The organism is Pseudonocardia sp. ICBG1142 (assembly GCF_020496255.1).
In the GTDB taxonomy this organism is placed as follows: Bacteria; Actinomycetota; Actinomycetes; order Mycobacteriales; family Pseudonocardiaceae; genus Pseudonocardia.
This window is the reverse complement of sequence record NZ_JAHLJC010000030.1, coordinates 1,494,571-1,517,815: the sequence shown is the minus strand read 5'-3', so window position 1 is coordinate 1,517,815 and position 23,245 is coordinate 1,494,571. Positions and strand designations below refer to the sequence as shown.

20 protein-coding genes are annotated in these 23,245 nt (G+C 71.3%); 3 read left to right on the top strand and 17 right to left on the bottom strand.

The window, feature by feature from the left end; genetic code table 11:
• Positions 1-16 precede the first annotated feature (16 nt).
• Complete coding sequence (locus KPL59_RS21445) at positions 17-1,291, bottom strand: hypothetical protein (RefSeq protein ID WP_226362141.1); 1,275 nt, start codon at positions 1,289-1,291, stop codon at positions 17-19.
• Positions 1,292-1,434: 143 nt separating this feature from the next.
• Here KPL59_RS21445 and KPL59_RS21440 point away from each other — a divergent pair, with 143 nt between their 5' ends.
• Positions 1,435-1,773: a hypothetical protein gene (locus KPL59_RS21440; protein ID WP_226361802.1), complete on the top strand. Its 339-nt coding sequence runs from the start codon at positions 1,435-1,437 to the stop codon at positions 1,771-1,773.
• 80 nt (positions 1,774-1,853) lie between these two features.
• Here the strand turns inward: KPL59_RS21440 and KPL59_RS21435 are convergent, their stop codons facing one another.
• Positions 1,854-3,692: an IS1634 family transposase gene (locus tag KPL59_RS21435; protein ID WP_226359530.1), complete on the bottom strand. Its 1,839-nt coding sequence runs from the start codon at positions 3,690-3,692 to the stop codon at positions 1,854-1,856.
• 155 nt (positions 3,693-3,847) lie between these two features.
• Here KPL59_RS21435 and KPL59_RS21430 point away from each other — a divergent pair, with 155 nt between their 5' ends.
• On the top strand, positions 3,848-4,507 hold the full coding sequence (locus KPL59_RS21430) for an EamA family transporter (RefSeq protein WP_226361801.1): 660 nt from the start codon (positions 3,848-3,850) through the stop codon (positions 4,505-4,507).
• Here the strand turns inward: KPL59_RS21430 and KPL59_RS21425 are convergent.
• The 15 genes from KPL59_RS21425 to KPL59_RS21355 all read right to left on the bottom strand — a co-directional run bounded on the left by KPL59_RS21425 (position 4,483) and on the right by KPL59_RS21355 (position 21,675).
• On the bottom strand, positions 4,483-5,460 hold the full coding sequence (locus tag KPL59_RS21425) for a polyprenyl synthetase family protein (RefSeq protein WP_226362125.1): 978 nt from the start codon (positions 5,458-5,460) through the stop codon (positions 4,483-4,485). The two genes, KPL59_RS21430 and KPL59_RS21425, sit on opposite strands and share 25 nt — an antisense overlap.
• 48 nt (positions 5,461-5,508) lie before the next feature.
• Positions 5,509-7,122 carry an NADH-quinone oxidoreductase subunit NuoN gene (gene nuoN, locus KPL59_RS21420; RefSeq protein ID WP_226361800.1) on the bottom strand — a complete coding sequence of 538 codons (1,614 nt, stop codon included), beginning with the start codon at positions 7,120-7,122 and terminating at the stop codon, positions 5,509-5,511.
• Positions 7,119-8,774: an NADH-quinone oxidoreductase subunit M gene (locus tag KPL59_RS21415; RefSeq protein WP_226361799.1), complete on the bottom strand. Its 1,656-nt coding sequence runs from the start codon at positions 8,772-8,774 to the stop codon at positions 7,119-7,121. Before KPL59_RS21415 ends, nuoN begins: the two co-directional genes overlap by 4 nt.
• Positions 8,771-10,720, bottom strand: a complete 1,950-nt coding sequence (nuoL, locus tag KPL59_RS21410) for an NADH-quinone oxidoreductase subunit L (protein WP_226361798.1) — start codon at positions 10,718-10,720, stop codon at positions 8,771-8,773. Before nuoL ends, KPL59_RS21415 begins: the two co-directional genes overlap by 4 nt.
• A 10-nt stretch (positions 10,721-10,730) precedes the next feature.
• Entirely contained in the window at positions 10,731-11,030 is a 300-nt protein-coding gene (nuoK, locus tag KPL59_RS21405; protein ID WP_060710483.1) for an NADH-quinone oxidoreductase subunit NuoK, read from the bottom strand.
• On the bottom strand, positions 11,027-11,929 hold the full coding sequence (locus KPL59_RS21400; RefSeq protein ID WP_226361797.1) for an NADH-quinone oxidoreductase subunit J: 903 nt from the start codon (positions 11,927-11,929) through the stop codon (positions 11,027-11,029). The genes nuoK and KPL59_RS21400 overlap by 4 nt, the downstream gene beginning before the upstream one ends.
• Complete coding sequence (nuoI, locus tag KPL59_RS21395) at positions 11,926-12,480, bottom strand: NADH-quinone oxidoreductase subunit NuoI (protein ID WP_075310038.1); 555 nt, start codon at positions 12,478-12,480, stop codon at positions 11,926-11,928. Before nuoI ends, KPL59_RS21400 begins: the two co-directional genes overlap by 4 nt.
• Entirely contained in the window at positions 12,481-13,725 is a 1,245-nt protein-coding gene (nuoH, locus tag KPL59_RS21390) for an NADH-quinone oxidoreductase subunit NuoH (RefSeq protein WP_043277392.1), read from the bottom strand.
• Positions 13,726-13,760: 35 nt separating this feature from the next.
• Positions 13,761-16,202, bottom strand: a complete 2,442-nt coding sequence (locus tag KPL59_RS21385; protein ID WP_226361796.1) for an NADH-quinone oxidoreductase subunit G — start codon at positions 16,200-16,202, stop codon at positions 13,761-13,763.
• A complete protein-coding gene (gene nuoF, locus KPL59_RS21380; protein ID WP_226361795.1) occupies positions 16,199-17,581 on the bottom strand; it encodes an NADH-quinone oxidoreductase subunit NuoF in 1,383 nt (460 codons plus the stop codon). The genes KPL59_RS21385 and nuoF overlap by 4 nt, the downstream gene beginning before the upstream one ends.
• A 4-nt stretch (positions 17,582-17,585) precedes the next feature.
• Entirely contained in the window at positions 17,586-18,353 is a 768-nt protein-coding gene (gene nuoE, locus KPL59_RS21375; RefSeq protein WP_226359114.1) for an NADH-quinone oxidoreductase subunit NuoE, read from the bottom strand.
• Positions 18,350-19,696: an NADH-quinone oxidoreductase subunit D gene (locus tag KPL59_RS21370; RefSeq protein ID WP_075312765.1), complete on the bottom strand. Its 1,347-nt coding sequence runs from the start codon at positions 19,694-19,696 to the stop codon at positions 18,350-18,352. The genes nuoE and KPL59_RS21370 overlap by 4 nt, the downstream gene beginning before the upstream one ends.
• Positions 19,697-19,725: 29 nt before the next feature.
• Positions 19,726-20,472 (bottom strand): NADH-quinone oxidoreductase subunit C, encoded by a 747-nt coding sequence (locus tag KPL59_RS21365; protein ID WP_226362124.1) that lies wholly within the window; start codon positions 20,470-20,472, stop codon positions 19,726-19,728.
• Positions 20,473-20,594: 122 nt separating this feature from the next.
• On the bottom strand, positions 20,595-21,302 hold the full coding sequence (locus KPL59_RS21360) for an NADH-quinone oxidoreductase subunit B family protein (protein WP_308187929.1): 708 nt from the start codon (positions 21,300-21,302) through the stop codon (positions 20,595-20,597).
• A 7-nt stretch (positions 21,303-21,309) separates the two neighbouring features.
• Positions 21,310-21,675 carry an NADH-quinone oxidoreductase subunit A gene (locus KPL59_RS21355; RefSeq protein ID WP_020622119.1) on the bottom strand — a complete coding sequence of 122 codons (366 nt, stop codon included), beginning with the start codon at positions 21,673-21,675 and terminating at the stop codon, positions 21,310-21,312.
• A gap of 522 nt (positions 21,676-22,197) precedes the next feature.
• On the opposite strand from KPL59_RS21355, the gene KPL59_RS21350 reads away from it, so the two are divergent.
• Complete coding sequence (locus KPL59_RS21350) at positions 22,198-22,962, top strand: transposase (RefSeq protein WP_226359944.1); 765 nt, start codon at positions 22,198-22,200, stop codon at positions 22,960-22,962.
• The last annotated feature ends 283 nt before the right edge of the window (positions 22,963-23,245 follow it).

Sequence of the window (23,245 nt, the reverse complement as noted above, 5' to 3'; positions counted from 1 at the left end):
CCACCGGTGTCCGGGCTCAGCGGGCCCCGGGGCGTTCGTTCCACGCGATGAACCCGGCCGCCCGGGCGGCACCCTCCGCGGTGAAGTAGAGGTCCGCCCGCGTACGGACGTAGTAGGGCGACTCGGGCGGATGGAACCGCCGCGACCCGCTGTGCACCTTCACCCGGTGTGTCTCGGGCGGGTCGCCGCCGTCGGCGGGTGCGAGCACCGAGTCCGGGTACGGGCCGGGCCGCACGCCCGGGGGCAGCGGCTCGGACGCCGCCGACGGGCCGATGATCAGGGAGTCGAGCGCCGCCAGCGCCGAACCACCGGCGGGCTGCCGCGTCCGCGACGGGATCGGCAACGGTGCGGGCGGGCCGCCGTCGTCCGACGCGGGGGCCGGCTCGGGTAGCGGCGCCGGTTCGACGTCGTCGCGCAGGGCGTGCCGGCCGGACGGCTCGTCGTCGTCCTCGGCCGCCGCGTCCTGCGGCGCGGGGTTGCTCTCGGGGCGGGGAAGGGGCACCGCGGGTGCCGTGGCACCGTCCGGTGCTCCGGCGCTGCCGCCCGGTTCCCCCACGACCGGTGCGGCGGGGGCTGCCGCGACGTCCTGGGCCGCGTCGCCGTCGGCCGGGGCTTTCTCGGCCGACGCGTCCTCGGTCAGACCGCCCTCGGCCGGCTCATCGCGAGCCGCGGCGACCTGGGCCGGGGCGTCGTGAGCCGCGCTGCCGTCGGCCGGGCCGTCCTCGGCCGGGGCCTCCTCGGCCGGAGCGCTCTCGGCCAGATGGCCCTCGGCCAGATCGCCGTGGGCCGGGGCGTCCTGGGCTACGGCAACGGGTTCGTCGGTCGCGGGTCCGTCCGCCCCGGTGAGGCCGACGGGTCCGTCAGCCCCGGTGGGGCCGGTCCCGCCCACGGCGGCGGTCCCACCCGTGGCCGCGGTCCCGCTCGCGGCGGCCGGCGAGGGACCGGGCGCCTCGGAGCCGGCCGGCACGTCGGCGGCCACCCCGGGGCGGGCTGCCGGTGGGACGACCTGCTCCCCCGCACCGTCGGCCACGGCGGACGGTGGCGGTGCGCTGTCCGGCGGCGGTGTGGTCGCCCCGGTCACCCGGGCCGGGTCGGCCTCCCCGACGGGCTCGAACAGCCCCACGGTCCCGGGTCCGCTCCCCGGGCCGGGCCCGTCGGACGCCTCCACCGTGCCGGGCGCACCCGTGGCCTCCGGACCGTCCTCGACGGCCCCTGCGCGGCGGCGGGACACCAGCACCCCTGCCGCCACGAGTACCACGAGCACCGCCAGCAGTACCCACATCCAGCCCATGCCGGACCTCCGTCCGCCCGGGACCCTCCCGGACCGCTGTCGCCGTGCTTGGTATCACGGATCGTGCCCGCCTCGCCGTCACCGCGCGCGGTGGCACACCCGTACCGGATCATCGTGCCCGTGACCCACCACCCGAAGCGACCATGACCGCCGCCCGTTCCCCCGAACGAACCACACCCGAACGGAGTGAGCGGAACCCCGCCGGGCTCGCCGCGGGCGTCGGCGCGTACGTGCTGTGGGGCCTGTTCCCGGCGTTCTGGCCGCTGCTGGACCCCGCGGCGCCGCTGGAGGTCCTCGCCCACCGCGTGCTGTGGACCGCCGTGCTGATGGCGGTGGTGCTGACCGTGCTGCGCGGCTGGGGCGACGTGCGCGGGCTCGGTCTCCGCGGGTGGCTCGCGACGGCCGCCGCCGCGGTGTTCATCGCGGTGAACCCCGGATTCCGCAGTTCGTGGGCAGATGTGAGGGCTGAATTCGGGGGTTGACCTGCAGGACCGCTGGTGTGGGAGCGGGGTGGGCGTGTGTCCATGCCCGCCGCGGTGCCTGTTGGCGCTGTTTGGGCTGGTTAGGCGGGGTCGAGGGTGGTGATCCGGGGTGGTGGGGTGACCCCGCAGGCCCGAAGAATGCCGGCCTGGGTGGTGGTGAGCTCGGTGGTCTGCACGACGGTGCCGGCCGGGCCGGTGAGGGTGATCGTGTGCAGCCGGCCCAGCTCGCGGGAGATGGTGCGCCAGGTGCGGCCGGTGCGGCGTTCGGCGACCCGGATCAGCAGCAGCGCCAGCCAGCAGAGCAGGACGTGGGCGCGGATGCGGAGTTCGAGGCGGTGGAACACCGGCCGCAGCTCGATGGTGGATTTCAAGTCGCGGAACCCGCGCTCGGCCTCCAGCAGGTTCTTGTAGCCCAGGGCGACGTCCTCGGCCGAGAGGTCCGGGTCGGAGGTGGACAGCAGGTACTTCCCGTCCAGCTTCGCTTCGGCGGCGATCTTGGTCCGGTCCAGTTGCAGCCGCCCGGACGGTGTCTGGCGCAGCCACCGGCCCAGGGCCGGGTGTTCACGCAGCGCGCATTCGGCCTTGACGTGCGCGGCCTCCTCACGTTCGGCGGCCCGGGCGGCGTGCCGCCACGCGGCCTTGCTGGTTGTGGTGGCGGCGCGGCGGGTGCGGGCGGCCTCGCGGGCTCGGGTGCGGGCGGACGCGATGCGGTCGAGCTCGGCGGAGATCCTGGCGATCGCGGCTTCGCGGGCGGCCTGGTCGCGTTCGGCCTCGTCGGGGTTGTGGCAGATGATCCACCGGACGCCGGGGGTGGAGTCGATCCGGACTTCCTTGACGCGCAGGTTGTCCCGAACCTGCTGGTAGCGGCCCTGGCGGGACAGTGCCTGGGCGGCGTGCGGGCTGCCGTCGCGCATCCGTTCGCCGGCGATGTAGTGCCCGCCCGCGCGCTGAAGGTAGGCCAGGTTGTCCCGGGAGGAGAACCCGCGGTCGACCACGGTGACCACGCGGCCCAGTCGCCACCCCCGTAGGTCGTCCTTGACCTGCGGCAGGATCGCCTGGTCGTTGGTGTTGCCGGGCCAGCACCAGCACCGGACCGGGATGCCTTCCCGGGTGACGGCCAGCCCGATGACGATCTGCGGCAGGTCCCGGCGGTGGTCCTTGGAGTGCCCGTAGCGCCGGAACCCGCCCGGGCCGCCTGGGCTTGCCACTGCGTCTGATCCGTCGACGCTGCTGTCGGTGCTGCTGTCGGTGCCCTCGGCGGGGTCGGGGTCCTCGGTGTCGCGCTCGAAGTAGGTGCTGGTCGTGTCGAAGAACAGCAGGTCGACCTCGAGGTTGAGCAGGTCCGCGACCGCGAAGAACACCGCCTCCTGCACCTTCGCGTCGGTGTCGGCCTCGATCAGCAGGTCCATCGCCCGATACGCCTGATCCTCGCTGAGCGCGTCCAGGCCGGGGATCGCCACGTCGTGGCCGACCCACTCGGCCGCGGCCAGCTTCGAGGACGGGTCGATCGCCCGGTTCGCCACCAGCGCGAACAGCACCCGCTCGACATCGGTGGTGAACCGGCGCCCACCCAGCACCTTGCGCAGGGCGGCCTCGACGTCCAGGGCCTTCCACAGCCCGTTCAGCAACCACGCCGCCCCGGCCGGGCGGGAGGCGATCAACCGCAGCCCCTCGGCCGCGGTACCGGCGCCCGCGGACTCAGCGGCGTCCGTGCCGGCGTCGGTGCCGGGTTCGCCCAGGTAGCGGTTGATCGAGCGGACCAGCCGGCGCAGCCCGTCGGGGTCCAGGCGGTCCTCCCGGCCGAGGTTGAGCAGCACGTTCGCCTTCGTGGTGGCACCGACGCGTTGGTTGTGGGCCAGGGCCAGGTAGCGCACGACCGAGCCGTCCTTGTTCCGCCGCTCGGTCGTCCGCAGATACATGACCGCAGCCGATCACACTCCGGGCAGCTCACACAAGCCTCAACCCGCCAAAACGTGTGCCCACGTTTTCGAGCACTCTCACGCAGGCGCAGCACGCTGACCAGGCCTTACTCCCCGCGGACCCCGCTCATGTGCCCATCAACTGCGGAACGCGGGTGAACTGGGGCCTGTTCATCTGGGGCGTCTCGGTGGGGCTGGTCGTCGAGTCCGCGCTCGGCTACTACATGACCCCGCTGGTCGGGGTGCTGTTCGGCGTCCTCGTCCTGCGGGAGCGGCTGCGGCCCGCGCAGTGGGTGGCGCTGGGGCTGGCGGCGACGGCCGTCGTGGTCATCGCCGTCGGCAACGGCACGGTGCCGTGGCTGTCGATGGCCCTGGCCTGCTCGTTCGGGATCTACGGGCTGTTCAAGGCGACCGCGCCGCTGCCCGCCGCGGCCGGGCTGACCGCGGAGGGCCTCGTGCTCGTCGTGCCGGCCGCGGTGTTCCTCGTCGTCCTGGCGCTCACCGGCGGCGGCACGTTCACCGGGCACGGGCCGTGGCACCTGCTGCTCATGCTGTCCGCGGGTCCGGCGACGGCGCTGCCGCTGCTGCTCTACGGCGCCGCGGCGCGACGGCTGCCGCTCACGACCCTCGGGGTGCTGCTCTACGTCAACCCCACGCTGCAGTTCCTGTGGGGCGTGCTGGTCGTCGGACAGCCGATGGCCCCGGCCCGCTGGGCGGGGTTCGCCCTCGTCTGGCTGGCGCTGGTGGTGTTCACCGTCGACCTGCTGCGACGGCGACGCCCAGCGGCGGCTCAGCCCACCCGCTCCACCGTGTAGTCGGTCAGCGTCCGCAGCGCCTCGATCGCCGGGCACGGCGGCAGCACCGCCAGCTCGGCACGCGCGCGGTCGGCGTACCCGGCGACGGTCTCGCGGGCCTTGACCAGCGCGTCACCGGAGCGGAGCAGCTCCAGCGCCTCGGCCACCTCGTCGTCGTCGCTGATCGGGGCGGCCAGCAGCTGCCGCAGCCTGCGCGCGTCGGCGGAGTCGGCGCCGTCGCGCAGGGCGTAGAGCATCGGCAGGGTGTGCACGCCCTCGCGCAGGTCGGTGCCGGGCGTCTTGCCCGAGTCGTCCGACGGCGACGCGATGTCGATGATGTCGTCGGAGATCTGGAACGCGGCCCCGATGACCTCGCCGAAGGTCCGCAGCGCCTCGACGTGCTCGGTCGGCGCACCGGAGAACATGCCGCCGTACCGGCCCGAGGTCGCGATGAGCGACCCGGTCTTCTCCGCGACCACCCGCAGGTAGTGCTGCACCGGGTCGTCCGACGCCTTGGGGCCCCGGGTCTCGCGCATCTGGCCGGTCACCAGCAGCGCGAACGTCTCGGCGATGATCCGCACCGCGTCCGGGCCGAGGTCGGCCACCAGCCGCGACGCGTGTGCGAACAGGAAGTCCCCGGTCAGGATCGCGACCGAGTTGTCCCAGCGCGAGTTCGCGGACTCCGCGCCCCGCCGCATGGACGCCTCGTCCATCACGTCGTCGTGGTACAGCGTCGCCAGGTGGATCAGCTCCACCACGGCGGCCGCCGTGATCACCTCGTCGCGTTCGGGATGCGGTCCCACCTGGGCCGCGAGCAGCGTGAACAGCGGCCGGAACCGCTTCCCGCCGGCCTCGATGAGGTGCAACGAGGTCTCGGTGACGAACTCGTAGTCGCTGTGCACCTCGCGGTGCAGCAGGTCCTCGACCCGCTTCAGCCCGTCCGCCGTGGCCTCGGCCAGGACCGGATCGGCCATCCGGATCCCGGCCACGCTCTGTGTCTCCACCCCCACAGCGTACGAATCTCAGCCCGCGAACGCGCCGCTGGCGGCCCATTCGAGGACAGGTGTGGGAAGAATCCCGAGAACGAGGGTCGCCAGCGTGCCCAGTGTGATGGCCACGGTGGTGAACGCCCCGGGCACGACGACGGCCGGACCGTCCTGGGCGGGCTCGGAGAAGTACATGAGCACCACGATGCGCAGGTAGAAGAACGCGGCCACCGCGGACGCGACCAGCGCGATCACCACGAGCGGCACCATGCCGTCCGCCGACGCCGCCGAGAACACCGCGAACTTGGCGGTGAACCCGCTGGTCAGCGGGATCCCGGCGAGCGCGAGCAGCAGGAACGTCATGATCCCGGCGACGAGCGGGGACCGCTTCGCCAGGCCCGCCCAGGCCGCCAGGTCCGAGGCCTCGCCGTCACCGGTGCGGACCAGCGAGATGATCCCGAAGACCGCGACCGTCGTGAAGCCGTAGGCCAGCAGGTAGAACATCAGGCCCGCGGTGCCCTGCGGGGTCAGCGCCATCGCGCCGAGCAGGATGAACCCGGCGTGCGCGATCGAGGAGTAGGCGATCATGCGCTTCACGTCGGTCTGGGTGAGCCCCAGCACCGCGCCGACGACCATCGACACGACCGCGACCACCCACAGCACGCCGCGCCACTCCCACACGGTGCTGCCGAAGCCGACGTAGAGCACCCGGGCGATCGCGCCGAACGCGGCGACCTTCGTGCAGGCAGCCATGAACGCCGTGACCGGCGTCGGGGCGCCCTGGTAGACGTCAGGGGTCCAGGTGTGGAACGGGGCCACCGAGCCCTTGAACAGCAGCCCCACCAGCAGCAGCGCCAGACCCGCGAACAGCAGTGTGTCCGAGGCCAGGGTGCCCGCGGCGGCCTGCGAGATCGCCGAGAGGCGCACCGAGCCCGCGTAGCCGTAGAGCAGCGCGATGCCGTAGAGGAAGAACGCCGAGCCGAACGCACCCAGCAGGAAGTACTTGACCGCGGACTCCTGCGACAGCAGCCGGCGGCGGCGCGCCAGCCCGCACATCAGGTACAGCGGCAGCGACAGGACCTCGAGCGCGATGAACATCGTCAGCAGGTCGTTCGCCGCGACGAAGGCCATCATGCCGCCGAGCGCGAACAGCACGAACGGGAACGGCTCGGTCTGCATCGTCGGTGCCTCGTCGGGCGCCCCGTAGGAGCGGTCGACGTGCTCACCGCCGACCGGGGTGGCGGGGCCGCCGCCGGCGCGGACCGCGGCCCGCTCGGCGGCCGAGGCGACGAACACCCCGCCCGGCTCCACCGACCGGTCCGCGATCAGCAGCAGGCTGGGGATCGCGAGGACGATCAACGTGCCCCAGAGGAACAGCGCCGGCGCGTCCACCGACAGGGCGGTGCCGAAGGTCAGCACGGCGGCCGGGGACCCGAGCGCGTACCCGGCCAGCGCGACGAGCGCCGCGACCAGCGTCAGGCCGGTCAGCAGCACCTGCACGGGCCAGCGCTGGTGCCGCGGGAGAAACGCCTCCAGCAGCACCGACACGCAGGCACCCGCGAACACGATCCACAGCGGCGCGGTGGCCGCCCAGTCGACCGCGGGCATCTCGATCGGGGCCACCTGGGCGGGGAGAACCAACGAGCTCATCGAGCGATCCCTCCAGCGACGACCGGGTCGGGCAGGCCGAGCTCGGTCATCGTCGCCGTCACCGACGGGTTGATCAGGTCGAGCACCGGGCCCGGGTAGAAGCCGAGCACCACGATCGCGACGATCAGCGGCGCGAGCACGCCGATCTCACGGGCCGTGAGGTCGGGGAAGCCGGAGCCCGTGCGCTGCGCGGCGACCGCCGGGTCGATCATCGACCCCGGGCCGACCGCGCCACCGCGCTCCAGCGCCGCCATGACCGCGGTGCCGCGCACCGGGCCCTGCATCGTGCGCTGGTAGAACCAGAGCACGTAGAGAGCGGCGAAGATGATGCCGATCGTCGCGATCACGGTGAACACCGGCCGGTTCGGGAACGACCCGACCAGCACCAGGAACTCCGAGACGAACGAGTTCGTGCCGGGCAGCGCCAGCGAGCTCATCCCGGCCAGCAGCAGGCAGCCCGCCATCACCGGCGCGATCTTCGCGACGCCGCCGTAGTCGGCGATCAGGCGCGAGCCGCCGCGGCTGATCAGCACGCCGACCATCACGAACAGCATGCCGGTCGAGAGACCGTGGTTGACCATGTACAGCGTCGCGCCGGCGAAGGCCTGGCTGGAGAACGCGAACACCCCGAGCGCGATGAAGCCGAAGTGTGCCACCGAGGTGTAGGCGACGAACCGACCCATGTCGGTCTGGGCGACCGCCAGCAGCGCGGCGTAGACGATCCCGGCGACGGCGAGCACCAGCACCAGCGGCGCGAGGACCTGGCTGGCCTGCGGGAACAGCGGCAGCAGGTAGCGCAGGAAGCCGTAGGTGCCGACCTTGTCGAGCACGCCGACCAGCAGCACCGCACCCACGATCGGGGCCTCGGCACCCGCGTCGGGCAGCCAGGTGTGGAACGGCACCAGCGGCGCCTTGATCGCGAACGCGACGAAGAAGCCGAGGAACAGCCAGATCTGGGTCGACTCCGGCACGCTCGACGCCATCGCCTGCAGCTCGGCCCAGGTGAACGTGCCCTGGCCCAGCTGCTGCTCGCTGACGACGAACAGCCCGATCAGCGACGCCAGCATGATCAGGCCGCCGAGCAGCGAGTACAGGAAGAACTTGACCGCCGCGTACTGCCGTCGCGGCCCGCCGAAACGGCCGATCAGGAAGTACATCGGGACCAGCATGGCCTCGAAGAACACGTAGAAGAGGAAGACGTCGGTGGCGGCGAAGACGCCGACCAGCGTCGCCTGGGTCGCCAGCAGCAGTGCGAAGTACCCGGCGGCCGAGCGGCCCTCGGGCAGCTTCTCCGCCCACGCGAACAGCATCAGCCCGGGCACCAGGAACGCGGTGAGCCCGATCAGCGCCAGCGCGATCCCGTCGACGCCGAACGCGATGTGCGTGCCGAACGCGGGGATCCAGGACATCGAGAACTCGAGCTGGAACCGGGCGCCGGCCTGCGCCGCGGGGATGGAGTAGAGCGCCCACGCGACGACGACGAGCACCAGCTCGAGCAGCGCCGTCGCCATCGCGACCGCCTTGGCGGCCCCGGTGTTGGCACGCAGCGGGTACATGACCAGCGCGCCGAGCACCGGCACCAGCAGCAGGACGATCAGGAACGGGTTGCCCCCGGAGCCGGGGACGATGGGAGCCGTGTCCAGGGGAGTCATGAGACGAACCTCACCGCCAGCATCGCGGCGACGACGATGACCGCCCCGCCGAGCATCGAGAGTGCGTACGACCGGACGAAGCCGGTCTGGAGCCGGCGCAGGCGGCCGGACCCGCCGCCGAACGCCGACGCGGTGCCGTTGACGGCCCCGTCGATGCCGCGGTCGTCGAACCAGGCCAGCAGCCGGGTCAGCGCGATGCCGGGCCGCTCGATGAACGCCTCGTTGAAGGCGTTCGCGCCGAGGTCCGCGCGGGCCGCGGCGACCACCGGCGACACCCGCTGCGGGCGCTGCACCGGCACCGGGGAGCGCCCGACGAACAGGTAGCCGGCCAGCACACCGAGCAGCGAGACGCCGACCACCAGCCACGGGATCACCGCGTGCGGCAGGGCACCGCCCTCGAGCTCGACGCGCTCCCCCACCACCGGGGCGAGCCACTCCGGGATCAGCCCGTAGAGCACGCCACCGCCGAAGACGGAGCCGACGGCCAGCACGATCATCGGGACGGTCATCGTCGCCGGGGACTCGTGCGGGTGGTAGTCGCGGCCGTCGGTGGACCGCACCGTGCGCCAGCGCTCCGCACCGAAGAACGTCATGATCATGAGGCGGGTCATGTAGAACGCGGTGAGACCGGCCGCGAGCGTCGCAAGCCCGCCGAACACCCAGCCCTGCCAGCCCTCCTGCGCGAACGCGGCCTCGATGATCGCGTCCTTGGAGAAGTAGCCGGACAGGAACGGGAAGCCGATCAGCGCGAGGTAGCCGAGGCCGAAGGTCACGAAGGTGACCGGCATCTTGCGCCACAGGCCGCCGAACCGGCGCATGTCGACGTCGTCGTTCATGGCGTGCATGACCGACCCGGCGCCGAGGAAGAGCCCGGCCTTGAAGAAGCCGTGCGTCAGCAGGTGCAGGATGCCCAGCGCGTAGCCGGCCGGCCCGAGCCCGGCGGCGAGGATCATGTAGCCGATCTGGCTGACCGTGGAGTAGGCCAGGACCTTCTTGATGTCGTCGTAGGCGCAGCCGATGATCGCGCCGATCATCAGCGTGACGACACCGATGAGCGCGACGACCAGCCGTCCGGTCTCGGACAGGTTGTAGATCGGCGAGGCCCTGGCGATGAGGTAGACGCCCGCGGTGACCATCGTGGCCGCGTGGATGAGGGCCGAGACCGGGGTCGGGCCCTCCATCGCATCCGGGAGCCAGGACTGCAGCGGGAACTGGCCGGACTTGCCGCAGGCGCCGAGCAGGAGCAGCAGCGTGATCGCGAGGACCGTGCCGCCGCCGACCTCGCCGATGCGCGCGAACACCTCCGTGTACTGCAGGGTCCCGAGCTCCAGCCAGAGCAGGAAGATCGCGATCGCCAGGCCGACGTCGCCGACCCGGTTCATCAGGAACGCCTTCTTCGCCGCCGTCGCCGCCGACGGCCGGTCCTGGTAGAAGCCGATCAGCAGGTACGACGCCAGACCGACGCCCTCCCAGCCGAGGTAGAGCATCACGAAGTTGTTGCCGAGGACCAGCACCAGCATCGCGGCGACGAACAGGTTCAGCTGCGCGAAGAACCGCCGCCGGTTCGGGTCGTGGCTCATGTAGCCCACCGAGTAGAGGTGGATGAGCGCCCCGACCCCGGTGATCAGCAGTACGAACGTCAGCGACAGCGTGTCGATCCGGAGCCCGAAGTCGACCTCCAGCGCGCCGGAGGACATCCAGGACCACAGCGACTGCTCGCGCAGGCGCTCGTCGGCGGGGAGACCGAGGGTCTGCAGGAATATCGTCACACCGACAACGAACGCGCCGACGACGGTCGCGACGCCGAGCCAGTGGCCCCAGGCGTCGGCCCGCCGTCCGGCGAGGAAGAGCACGAGGGCACCGGCCGCGGGGAGCGCGATCAGCAACCAGGCCAGCGAGGCGGCGCCGGTCGCCTGCGGGGCGGCCTGTGCGAGAAGGACGGTCACCTGCGCGCTCCTAGTACTTCAAGAGGTTCGCGTCGTCCACCGACGACGACTGGCGGGTGCGGAAGATGGCCGTGATGATCGCGAGCCCGACGACGACCTCACAGGCGGCGACGACCATCACGAACAGGGCCATCACCTGGCCGTCGAGGTTGCCGTTGATGCGCGAGAACGTGACCAGGGTCAGGTTCACCGCGTTCAACATGAGCTCGATGCACATGAACACGACCACGGCGTTGCGCCGCACCAGGACGCCGACGGCGCCGATGGTGAACAGCAGCGCCGAGAGCAGCAGGTAGTACTCGGGCCTCATCGGTGCTCCCCGGTATCGATGGACCGCGACCCGCGGGTGTCGATGGGCCGCGACCCGCGGGTCTCGGCGGCCTCACCGGAGGCGGCAGTCCGGTCGGGCGCGGGGCGGCCGGTCAGCGCGTGCGCGTCCGGCGTCGTCGTGTCGGGCACGTCGACCGCGACCGACTCGATGATCTCCGACAGCGACTCCGGGGCGATCGAGCCGTCGGGCAGGATCGCCGGGACCGCGACGGAGTTCGCCGTCGCGTAGACGCCGGGGCCGGGCAGCGGGGAGATGCGGGCGTGCTCACCACGCAGCCGCTTCAGCACCGTCGCCCGCTGGCCGATCTTGGTGTGCTGGCTGCTCTGCGAGCCGGACAGCACCATCGCGCCGAGCGCCGCGACCATCAGCAGGGCCGCGGTCAGCTCGAACGCCAGCAGGTAGTCGGTGAAGATCAGCCGGCCGAGGCCGGGGACGTTGCCGTTCCACCCGAGCCCGCCGGCCGCCAGTCCGGCCGGGGTGACGCTGGTCAGGCCGCGGGCGAGCCCGCCGACCAGCAGCGCGGCCAGCGCGACGCCGAACACGAGCGCCGCGGCGCGCTGCCCCCGCAGGACCTCGATGACCGAGTCCTTGGAGTCCCGTCCGACCAGCATGAGGACGAACAGGAACAGCATCATCACCGCGCCGGTGTAGACGATGATCTGCACGAACCCGAGGAATGGGGCGGACTGCACCAGGTACAGCACCGCGATCGAGAACATCGTCAGGACCAGCAGCAGCGCGGCGTGCACCGCGTGCCGGGCGAAGACCAGGCCGAGCGCGCCGGCCAGCGCCACCGGTCCGAGGATCCAGAACGCGACCGCCTCGCCGGTGCTCACCTCCCCGGCCGCCTGGGCCAGGACCGCGGCGGCCGTGGTCATCGGGCCTGCTCCTTGGTCTGGTCCTGGGCGGCGGCCCCGGAAGGCGATGGCACAGCGAGCGTCGGGCCGGAGACGTAGTAGTCCTGCTCGTCCTCGCCGAGGCGCATGGGGTGCGGCGGCTGCTCCATGCCCGGCAGCAGCGGCGCCATCAGCTGCTCCTTGGTGTAGATGAGGTCCTGCCGGTTGTCGTCGGCCAGCTCGTAGAAGTTCGTCATCGTGAGCGACCGCGTCGGGCAGGCCTCGATGCACAGCCCGCAGCCGATGCAGCGCAGGTAGTTGATCTGGTAGATCGCGCCGTAGCGCTCACCCGGCGAGTATCGGGCCTCCTCGGTGTTGTCCCCGCCCTCGACGTAGATGGCGTCGGCCGGGCAGGCCCAGGCGCACAGCTCGCAGCCGACGCACTTCTCCAGCCCGTCCGGGTGCCGGTTGAGCTGGTGGCGGCCGTGGTAGCGCGGTGCCGCCGGCGGGAAGTCCTCGGGGTACTCCTCGGTGACGACCTTCTTGAACATCGTCGAGAAGGTGACACCGAAACCCTTGAAGAAGTCGAACATCTAGCGCGCGTCCTTTCCGGCCGTGACGGCCTTCCGACGCTTCGGGGGTGAGTCGGGGACCACCAGGTCCAGCGGCGGGACGGGGTAGTCCGACGCCGGTTCGACCGGCGGTGCCTCGGTCTGCCGGTCGGGCAGCAGGAACGCCACCGCCAGCACGACGGCCAGCACGAAGCCGATCAGCGACAGCAGCAGCACGTAGTTGTCCGAGCCGGTGTTGACGAAGGCCCGGATGCCGAAGATCGCGACGATCCAGACCAGCATGACCGGGACCAGGACCTTCCAGCCCAGCTTCATGAACTGGTCGTAGCGGAACCGCGGCAGCGTCCCGCGCAGCCAGATGAACACGAACAGGAACAGCAGCACCTTGATGATGAAGGCGACGAACTGCATCCAGCCGTAGGCGTTGAGGAAGCTCAGCGGCCAGGGCCACATGCCGCCGCCGAGGAACAGCGTCACCGCCATCGCCGAGACGGTCACCATGTTCACGTACTCGGCGAGGAAGAACAGTGCGAACTTCAGCGACGAGTACTCGGTGTGGAACCCGCCGACCAGCTCCGACTCGGCCTCGGGGAGGTCGAACGGGGCCCGGTTGGTCTCGCCGACCATCGCGATCACGAAGACCACGAAGCTCGGCAGCAGCAGCCAGAAGTACCAGCCCGACGCCTGCGCCCCGACGATCGTCGCGGTGGACAGCGAGCCGGAGTAGAGGACGACGCCGACCACGGCCAGGCCCAGCGCGATCTCGTAGGAGATGACCTGGGCGGCCGAGCGCAGCGCGCCCAGCAGCGAGTACGGCGAGCCCGATGCCCAGCCGCCGAGCACGATGCCGTAGACGCCGATCGAGGAACAGGCCAGCACCACGAGCACGCCGACCGGGACGTCGACGAGCTGGAGCACCGTCGGCTCGCCGAAGATCGTGACCTCGCCGCCGAACGGGATCACCGAGAAGGCGACGAACGCGGGGATCGTCGAGATGACCGGGGCGATGAAGTAGACCTTCTTGTCGGCCATCGCCGGCATGATGTCTTCCTTGAACGCCAGCTTCAGACCGTCGGCGAGGCTCTGCAGCCAGCCGCCGGGGCCGGTCCGGTTCGGGCCCGGACGGTGCTGCATCCGGCCGACGACCTTGCGCTCCCAGTTGATCATGAACAGGGTCAGCACGACGCCGAGCGCGAACAGCCCGACGACCTTGATCAGGATCAGCCAGATCGGGTCGTCGGCGAGCAGCGCCTGGGTGTGCGTCAGCTGGTCCACCGGGGTGGGCGGCACCTGGGACAGGTTCACGACGCGCTTCCGTTCCCGGCCGGACCGACCGTCACGAGGTCACCGTGGCCCACCCCGAGCGTGGGGCGGACGTGCGAGCCGGGCGAGCAGGCCGGCAGCCAGACGACGCCGTCGGGCAGGTCGGTCAGCGCGACCGGCAGGGTGATCGCCCCGTGGTCGGTGCGGACCGTCGCCTCGGCGCCCTCGACCAGCGCGAGCCGCTCCGCGGTGGCCTCGTTGACCTTGACGTAGGGCCGCCGCGCCGTGCCGGCGAGCGCGGGCTCGTCGATCTGGAGGCTGCCGTCGTCGATCATCTGGCGGGAGGTGGCGAGGACCGCCTGGCCGTAGCCGGGACGCCGGGGCCGGCCCGCCGTGTGGTCCGGCGCGGCGGCGCCGGGGCGGCGCGAACCGAGCCGCTCCAGCTCCCCCGCCGCGGCGGCCGGGGTCTGGGTGAACAGGTCCGCGTCCATCTCGACGCCGAGGGTGTCGAGCACCCGGCAGTCCGGCAGCACGCCGGTCGCGTCCAGTGCGACGGCGAACTCGCGGCGGCGGCCCTCCCAGTTGACGTAGGCACCGGAGCGCTGGGCGTCCGGGGCGACCGGGAGGACGACGTCGGCGAGCTCGGTGACCGCCGAGGTGTGGATCTCCAGGCTGACCAGGAAACCGACCTCCCGCAGCGCGGTGATCGCCGCCGTCGGGTCGGCCATGTCCTGCGGGTCGACCCCGCCCACCACCAGGGCCGCGAGCGCCCCGCTCGCCGCGGCGGCGAGGATCGCGTCGCCGTCGCGGCCGGGGGTGGCCGGCACGGGGGCGCCCCAGACCTGCTCCAGCTCGGCGCGGGCGGCGGCGTCGGTGACGAGCCGGCCGCCGGGCAGCAGGGTGGGCAGCGCGCCCGCCTCGACCGCACCGCGGTCCCCGGCCCGGCGCGGCAGCCAGCCGATCGCCGCGCCGGTGCGGGCGGCGAGCGCGGACACCGCCGAGTACAGGCCCGGCGACTCCGCGGCGCGGTCCCCGACCAGGATCACCGCACCCGGCTGCTCCAGCGCGGCGACGACGTCGGCGCCCGGGTCGGCGACGACCGCGGCCTCCGCGCCGGGCACCGCATGCAGCACGGTGGCGCCGGTCTTCTCCGCGCCGTAGCTGGTGAACGGACCGACCTGGAAGTGACGCAGGCCCTTCTTCCGGTACGCCTTGCGCAGGCGGAGGAAGACGATGCCCGACTCCTCCTCCGGGTCGGTGCCGACGGTGAGCACGGCCGGGGCGTTCTCGATCGCGGTGAACGTGACCGAGTCCTCGGGCGTCCCGCCGACGACGTGCGCGGCGAGGAACTCCAGCTCCTCGTCCGAGTGCGGCCGGGCACGGAAGTCGATGTCGTTGGTGCCGGCGACGACGCGGGCGAACTTGGCGTAGGCGTAGGCGTCCTCGACGGTCAGCCGCCCCCCGGGCAGGACGCCGATCCCGCCGGCCGAGCGGGCCGCGAGCAGCCCCTCCGCGGCGACGGCCAGCGCCTCGGTCCAGGAGGCCTCGGTCAGGGTGCCGTCCGCGCGCCGGACCAGCGGCCGGGTGATGCGGCCCTGGCTACCGGTGTAGCGGAAGGCGAACCGGCCCTTGTCGCAGAGCCACTCCTCGTTGACCTCCGGGTCGTTGCCGGCGAGGCGGCGCAGCACGGTCCCGCGCCGGGAGTCGGTGCGCATCGAGCAGCCGGAGCTGCAGTGCTCGCAGGTCCCCGCGGTCGAGCGCAGGTCGAACGGGCGCGACCGGAACCGGTAGGCGGCACTGGTCAGCGCGCCGACCGGGCAGATCTGGATGGTGTTGCCCGAGAAGTAGGACTGGAACGGCTGGTCCTCGGCGATCCCGATCTGCTGCTTCGCCCCGCGCTCGAGCAGGTCGATGAACGGGTCGCCGGCGATCTCCTCGGAGAAGCGCGTGCAGCGCTGGCAGAGCACGCAGCGCTCGCGGTCGAGCAGTACCTGGCTGGAGATCGGCAGCGGCTTCGGGAAGGTCCGCTTCTTCTCCACGAACCGCGAGTCCGCCCGGCCGTGCGCCATCGCCTGGTTCTGCAGCGGGCACTCGCCGCCCTTGTCGCAGATCGGGCAGTCCAGCGGGTGGTTGATGAGCAGCAGCTCCATCACACCCTGCTGCGCCTTGTCGGCCCGCTCGGAGGTGTGCTGCGTCTTCACCACCATCCCGTCGGCGACGGTCATGGTGCAGCTGGCCTGCGGCTTCGGCATCGGCCGGCCGCCCATCTCCACCTCGACCAGGCACTGGCGGCAGGCGCCGGCCGGGTCGAGGAGCGGGTGGTCGCAGAACCGCGGGATCACGATGCCGAGGCGCTCGCAGGTGCGGATCAGCAGCTCGCCCTTGGGGGCGTCGACGACCTGGCCGTCGATGGTGAGGCGGACGTGGCCCTCGGGGACGGGTGTCTCCTCGGTGGCGTTCCGCTCCGGTGTCAGCGTCATGCGGGGGCTCCGGTCAGTGCTGTTCCGTTGGTCCGTTCCGCGAGCTCCACGTCCGCCAGCTGCTCCGGGCGGTCCACATCGGGCTGCTCCGCGATGAGGTCCAGGAACTCCTGGCGGAAGTACTTGATGGCGCTGGTGATGGGGCTCGTCGCGCCGTCGCCGAGGGCACAGAAGGAGCGGCCGAGGATGTTGTCGCAGACGTCGAGCAGGGTGTCGATGTCGGTCGAGGTGCCCTCGCCACGCACCATCCGCTGCAGCACCTGGACCAGCCAGTAGGTGCCCTCGCGGCACGGGGTGCACTTGCCGCAGCTCTCGTGCTTGTAGAACTCGGTCCACTTCATGACCGCCCACGGCACCGAGACGGTCTCGTTGAAGACCTGCACCGCGGTCGTCCCCAGCATGGAGCCGGCCTCGGCGGCGCCCTCGAAGTCCAGCGGGACGTCGAGGTGCTCTGCAGTGAACAGCGGTGTCGACGAGCCGCCCGGGGTCCAGAACTTCAGCGGGACCCCGTCCTTCATCCCGCCGGCGAGCTCCAGGAGCTCCCGCAGCGTGATGCCGAGCGGCGCCTCGTACTGGCCGGGCCGCTCGACGTGCCCGGAGACCGAGTAGATCTTCGGGCCGGGCGACTTCTCCCGGCCCATCGAGCGGAACCAGGCCGCGCCGCCGTTGACGATGGCGGGGACGCTGGCGATGGTCTCGACGTTGTTGACGACGGTCGGGCAGGCGTAGAGCCCGGCGGTCGCCGGGAACGGCGGCTTGAGCCGGGGCTGTCCGCGACGACCCTCGAGCGAGTCGAGCAGCGCCGTCTCCTCGCCGCAGATGTAGGCACCCGCACCGGCGTGCACCACGATCTCCAGGTCGAAGCCGGAGCCGAGGATGTCGCGTCCGAGGTAGCCCTTCGCCTTCGCCTCGCGGACGGCGGCGCGCAGCCTGCGGATGCAGTGCAGCGCCTCGCCGCGGACGTAGATCGCGCAGAAGTTCGCGCGGATCGCGTAGCTGGTGACGATGCAGCCCTCGATGAGGGCGTGCGGGTCGGCCATCATCGTCGGGATGTCCTTGCAGGTACCCGGCTCGCCCTCGTCGGCGTTGATGACCAGGTACTTCGGCTTCGCGCCGGGTCCGGATCCGCTGCCGTCGTCCTGCGGGATGAACCCCCACTTCATGCCGGTGGGGAACCCGGCACCGCCGCGGCCGCGCAGCCCGGAGTCCTTGACCAGCTGGATGAGCTGGTCGGGGTGGGCGGCGAACGCGGTCCGCAGGGAGGTGTAGCCCTCCAGCTGCTCGTAGGTGTCGATCGACCAGGACCGCGGCGACAGCCAGCGCCTGGTCAGGACGGGCGTGATCGGGTCCGGCTTGCGCACGGGCTCGGTGGTGCTCATGCGATCACTTCTTCTCCGGTAGCGCGGGCATCGCCGGCGGCTCGTCGGGCAGCGCCGGAGCGGTCCAGCCGTTCTCCTGGGCCATCCGGGCCCCGCGCACCGACTCGATCGCGCCGGACGGACCCTCGACACGGGCCGTCGTGTCGACGCCTCCGGCGTCGTCGGTGAACCCGGCCAGCTCCAGCTCGACGGTCCGTAGGTCGGTCAGCGGCGCGCCGCGGGTGGGCTGCGGGCGCTCACCGCGACGCAGTGCCTCGACGAGCTCCACAGCGGACTCGACGGTCTGGTTGTCGAAGTACTCGTAGTTGACCTGCAGCACCGGGGCGAGGTCGCAGGCCGCGAGGCACTCGGCGTGCTCGAGGGTGATCGATCCGGTGGTGCCGGGCTCCCCCGCGGTCTCCTCGTGACCCAGCGGGCGGTCCTCGGTGCCCAGCTGCGTGCGCAGGCGGGCGTAGATGTCGTCGCCGCCCAGCGCCGCGCACAGGGTGTTGGTGCAGACGCTCACCAGGTGCTCGCCGCAGGGGGAGCGCTTGTACATCGTGTAGAACGTCGCGACCGCGGATACCTCGGCCGTGGTGAGCCCGAGGGCCTCGGCGCAGTAGCGGACGCCGTCCGGGCTGACGTAGCCCTCGACCGACTGCACCAGGTGCAGCAGCGGTAGCAGCGCCGACCGGGACTCCGGGTAGAGGGAGATGATCTCCGCCGTGCGCTGCCGGGTCAGCTCGTCGAAGATCGGCGAGACCGGGCTCTTCTCCTGCGGGGGGACCGTCATCGGTCGCAACCTCCCATCACGGGGTCGATCGAGGCGACGGCCGCGATGACGTCGGCGACCTGGCCGCCCTCGCTCATCGCGGGCATCGTCTGCAGGTTCACGAAGCTGGGGTCGCGGACGTGGATGCGGACCGGGCGGGTGCCGCCGTCGGACACGGCGTGCACCGCGAGCTCGCCGCGCGGGGACTCGACGGCCGCGTAGGCCTGCCCCGGCGGGACGTGGAACCCCTCGGTGACCAGCTTGAAGTGGTGGATCAGCGACTCCATCGACTGCCCCATGATCTTGCGGACGTGCTCGAGGGTGTTGCCCATGCCGTCGCTGCCGATCGACAGCTGCGCGGGCCAGGCGACCTTCGGGTCGTCGACCATGACGCGACCCGGCCCCAGCTCGTCGAGCTTGGTCACCGCCTGCTCCATGATCTTGAGCGACTCGTGGATCTCGGCGACGCGCATCCGGTAGCGGGCGAAGCAGTCGGCCTCGGTGGCCGTCGGGACCTCGAAGTCGTACTGGTCGTACACCGAGTACGGCATGTGCTTGCGCAGGTCCCAGGCGAGCCCCGCCGAACGCAGGATCGGGCCGGACGCGCCGAGCGCCAGGCAGCCGTCGACGGGCAGGTAGCCCACGCCCTCCAGGCGCTGGCGCCAGATCGGCTGCCCGGTGAGCAGCCGGTCGTAGTCGGGCAGCCGGGAGTTCATGACCTTCAGGAAGTCGCGGACCTTGTCCTGCCAGCCCTCGGGCATATCCTGGGCGAGCCCGCCGGGCCGGATGAACGCGTGGTTCATCCGCAGGCCGGTGAGGAACTCCAGCAGGTGGAGCACCTCCTCGCGCTCCCGGAAGCCCGAGGTCATACCGGTCAGCGCGCCCAGCTCCATGCCGCCGGTGGCCAGCGCGACGAGGTGCGAGCCGATCCGGTTCAGCTCCCAGAGCAGCACCCGCAGGTGCTCGGCCCGCTGCGGGACCTCGACGCCGAGCAGCTTCTCGACGGCCATGCAGTAGGCGCCCTCGTTGAACAGCGGGGACAGGTAGTCCGCGCGGGTCACGAAGGTGACGCCCTGGGTCCAGGTCCGGTACTCGCAGTTCTTCTCGATACCGGTGTGCAGGTAGCCGATGACCGCGCGGCCCTGGGTGACGGTCTCGCCCTCCAGCTCCAGGACCAGGCGCAGCACCCCGTGCGTCGACGGGTGCTGCGGGCCCATGTTGATGACGATCCGGTCGTCGTGCTCGACCTCGAGCAGGTCGTCCCAGTCGCCGCCGGTGACGGTGTAGACCGTGCCCTCGGTGGTCTCCCGGCCGGGCGCGGCGTACGGGTCGGTGCCCGTGGTGGGGTCCGCGTCGGTGCCGATGCTCGTTCCGCGTGCGCTGCTCTCGGTGGTCACGAGTAGGCCCTCCGCTCGTCGGGCGGGGGGATCTCCGCGCCCTTGTACTCCACGGGGATGCCACCCAGCGGGTAGCTCTTGCGCTGGGGGTGGCCGTCCCAGTCGTCCGGCATGAGAATCCGGGTCAGCGCCGGGTGGCCGTCGAAGACGACGCCGTACATGTCCCAGGTCTCGCGCTCGTGCCAGTCGGCCGTCGGGTAGACGTCGACGACGCTGGACACGGTGGGCGGGTTCGCAGCGTCTCCGATGTCGAGGGCGACCTCCAGGCGCACCCGGCGCCGGTAGGTCATCGACAGCAGGTGGTAGACGACGTGCAGCGGCCGGTCGACCGGCGCACCGTCCGGCGCCGAGTAGTCCACACCGGACACCCCGGAGCAGAACTCGAAGCGCAGGCCCGGGTCGTCGCGCAGGGTGAGGGCGACCTCGTGCAGCCGGGCGGGCTCGACGTAGAGGGTCATCTCGTCGCGGTCGATCGTGACCTGCTCGATCGCCGAACGCGGGATGCCGCGCTCGTCGAGGGCCGCGCCGAGCTCGTCGGCGAACTCGTCGAACCAGCCGCCGAAGGGCCGCTCGGCCGGTGCCGGGGCCCAGCCGGGCAGGCGCAGTCCGCCGTAGCCGGAGGTGTCGCCGGAGCCGCGGACGCCGAACATGCCCGAGCGCGTGCGGGTCTCGGTCATCTTCTGGGCGGGGCGGGCGCCGCCCAGCGCGTCGGACGGGGTGGCCGCGTCCTCGGGGCCGGCCAGGTCGCCGGGGGCCTCGCCGCCCGCCGCCCGCTGTTCCTCGGCCGCGGCGCCGCTCTCCTGCGACGACGAGTGCGCGCCGCCGGTGGGCTCGGTCCCGTCCTTGGAGGTGCCGGTCGGCTCGGTCACGTCGCGTCACCTCCGCGGGCGGCGTCGGCCAGCGACGGCAGCTCCATGGTCTCCCCCGGCGCGAGCGCGTTCGGGGCCGGCTTGGGCTGCGAGCCCGGCTCCAGGTAGTTCGGGACGTCGGGGGTGTGCGTGGTCTTCAGCGCGCCGAGCCGCTTGTGCTTCGGCGCGTACTTGACCGACGACGGCACCATCGGCGTCCGGTACCCGGACTCGGCGAGCTCGGCGGCCCGCTTCGGGCCGAGCGGCTCGTCCATGATCTTGGCGTGGATCTTGAGGATCGCGTCGATCAGCATCTCCGGCCGCGGCGGACAGCCGGGCAGGTACATGTCCACCGGCACGACGTGGTCCACGCCCTGGACGATCGCGTAGTTGTTGAACATGCCGCCGGAGCTGGCGCAGACGCCCATGGCCAGGACCCAGCGCGGCTCGGGCATCTGGTCGTAGATCTGGCGCAGGACCGGCGCCATCTTGTTGCTCACCCGGCCCGCGACGATCATCACGTCCGCCTGGCGCGGCGAGGCCCGGAAGACCTCCATGCCGAAGCGGGCGAGGTCGTAGCGCGGGGCGCCGGTGGTCATCATCTCGATGGCGCAGCAGGCCAGGCCGAACGTGGCGGGCCAGAGCGACGACTTCCGGGTCCAGTTGACCAGCTTCTCGACATTGGTCAGCAGGACGCCGCTGGGCAGGTTCTCCTCGAGTCCCATGACGGCCTCAGCTCCACTCGAGCCCGCCGCGACGCCACTCATAGGCGTACGCGAAGGCGATCGTGGCGATGTAGAGCGTGATGGCCACGAACCCGAAGACGCCGACCGCATCGGCGACGACGGCGTACGGGTACATGAACACCAGCTCGATGTCGAACAGGATGAACAGCATCGCCGTGAGGTAGTAGGCGACCGGCACCCGACCGCCACCGACGACCGGCTGCGGCGAGGGCTCGATACCGCACTCGTAGGAGTCCAGCTTGGCCCGGTTGAACCGGCGCGGACCGATCAGCGGCGCGGACGCGACCGAGAACAGCGCGAAGCCCGCCGCCAACACGAACAGCAGGACGAGCGGGAGATAGGGATCGAGCATTCCTACACCTTCGTTGTCGCGGCGCCACCGTCGTTGGTGGTGATCGACGAGCCGGTCGCGGCGACCCTATGTCCGGCCCCCTGTGACCAAGAACCCAGGCGAGCCTTACCTGGCACGGGGTGCAGGTCACATGTCATCCGCATCCGTGCAGGTCGGCGCGCTGCGGGCCGCGTGACCCCCACCACCCTTGTGAAAAAGTTCACGAACTGCGCGAGCAGTGTAGGACGGTGCCGCGGTGATCGCGTGGGCGGATCGGGCGATGCTCGGGGAGTCCTTGCGGCGCAACGGGGCTCGACGCGGTGTCACCGGGTGGTGACGATCGGTCCGCCCGGCCCGACGAACCCCGGGGCGCCCCGCCGCAGCCCGGACCCGGCGCCCTACTACCGCGGTATTCGCTTACCCGGAGGCTTATTCAGGCCCCGTGAAATAACGATCTAGCCCGGCGTGTCGGGTTGGGCGACAGCCCGTCCATCGCGAATATTGGTTTGCCGAATCAATCCGAGATGAACGGGCTGCCGCAGTATGTACTATACCACTGGTTTCCGGCGTGATGAAATTCAGGATCTTGTCGCTATAGTGTATGAGCAGGATCAGCGGGACGCGACGGAGGCACGTTTGTCTTGGCCGCCGGTTCTGGGGTTGTTCTGGTCGGTGGTGATCACGTTGGCGTATCTGCGCGGGAATCGTGTGCAGTGGGAGTTGGCGGAAACCTATGGGGTGTCGCAGTCGACGGTTAGTCGAGCGATCACGGGGGTGACACCGTTGCTGGCACAGGCGCTGCGGAGTGTCGTTCCGACGGCAGAGGAGCTTCGTGCCGATCGGCAGTACATCATCGATGGAACCTTGCTGCCCTGCTGGTCATGGGCCGCGGTGCCGGGTCTGTGGTCGGGCAAGCATCGCACCACCGGCGTCGTCGTCCAGGTCGCAGCCACCCTGGAAGGGCAGCTGTCGTGGATCTCCGACCCGACCCCAGGCTCCCGACACGACCTATATTGCCTCGACCAATCCGGCGCCCTCGACCACCTCGCCACATACCCCCCGATCGGCGATAAAGGATACATCGGGCGCGGCATGCTCACCCCGTTCAAAAAACCACCCGGCCGGGAACTTCTCGACTGGCAAAAAACATTCAACAAGAGCCTCAACCACACACGCGCCACCATCGAACGAGTCATCGCCCATATCAAAACGTGGAAAGTTCTCCACACAGACTACCGGCGGCCCTACGCCACATTTAAAACGACAATCTCGGCAGTCATCGGACTCATCTTCTACACACTTACCTGACGGAGCCTGAATAAGCCTCCCGGTAAGCGAATACCGGTCCCCTTCCCTGCCGGGTTCCTCGTCGCGATTCCTCGTCGGGAGGCCGGGCCGAGCACGACCGTCGCACGAGGTCCAGGTGGGCCCGGGGTCGCGATTCCGTGACGTGACGCGGTCGGGAGTCGGCCTGCGTCGGACCGGGCCCTGGGGCCGAGGGGAGTGTCGGGAGAACTCGCTTACCGGGTAAGCGAATCCGTGGGTTCCGGTCCTCAGGACCTGGTCCCGGGGAGATGCCGGCTCCAGGGGC

Coding starts and splice junctions, on each gene's coding strand:
- KPL59_RS21355 (WP_020622119.1), bottom strand. CDS start 21,675: ATGCTCGATCCCTATCTCCCGCTCGTCCTGCTGTTCGTGTTGGCGGCG.
- KPL59_RS21415 (WP_226361799.1), bottom strand. CDS start 8,774: ATGACTCCCCTGGACACGGCTCCCATCGTCCCCGGCTCCGGGGGCAAC.
- nuoN (WP_226361800.1), bottom strand. CDS start 7,122: ATGAGCTCGTTGGTTCTCCCCGCCCAGGTGGCCCCGATCGAGATGCCC.
- KPL59_RS21360 (WP_308187929.1), bottom strand. CDS start 21,302: ATGGGACTCGAGGAGAACCTGCCCAGCGGCGTCCTGCTGACCAATGTC.
- KPL59_RS21385 (WP_226361796.1), bottom strand. CDS start 16,202: ATGACGCTGACACCGGAGCGGAACGCCACCGAGGAGACACCCGTCCCC.
- KPL59_RS21425 (WP_226362125.1), bottom strand. CDS start 5,460: ATGGCCGATCCGGTCCTGGCCGAGGCCACGGCGGACGGGCTGAAGCGG.
- KPL59_RS21435 (WP_226359530.1), bottom strand. CDS start 3,692: ATGTATCTGCGGACGACCGAGCGGCGGAACAAGGACGGCTCGGTCGTG.
- nuoK (WP_060710483.1), bottom strand. CDS start 11,030: ATGAGGCCCGAGTACTACCTGCTGCTCTCGGCGCTGCTGTTCACCATC.
- nuoE (WP_226359114.1), bottom strand. CDS start 18,353: ATGACGGTCCCCCCGCAGGAGAAGAGCCCGGTCTCGCCGATCTTCGAC.
- KPL59_RS21440 (WP_226361802.1), top strand. CDS start 1,435: ATGACCGCCGCCCGTTCCCCCGAACGAACCACACCCGAACGGAGTGAG.
- nuoI (WP_075310038.1), bottom strand. CDS start 12,480: ATGTTCGACTTCTTCAAGGGTTTCGGTGTCACCTTCTCGACGATGTTC.
- KPL59_RS21350 (WP_226359944.1), top strand. CDS start 22,198: ATGTACTATACCACTGGTTTCCGGCGTGATGAAATTCAGGATCTTGTC.
- KPL59_RS21400 (WP_226361797.1), bottom strand. CDS start 11,929: ATGACCACGGCCGCCGCGGTCCTGGCCCAGGCGGCCGGGGAGGTGAGC.
- KPL59_RS21445 (WP_226362141.1), bottom strand. CDS start 1,291: ATGGGCTGGATGTGGGTACTGCTGGCGGTGCTCGTGGTACTCGTGGCG.
- nuoF (WP_226361795.1), bottom strand. CDS start 17,581: ATGAGCACCACCGAGCCCGTGCGCAAGCCGGACCCGATCACGCCCGTC.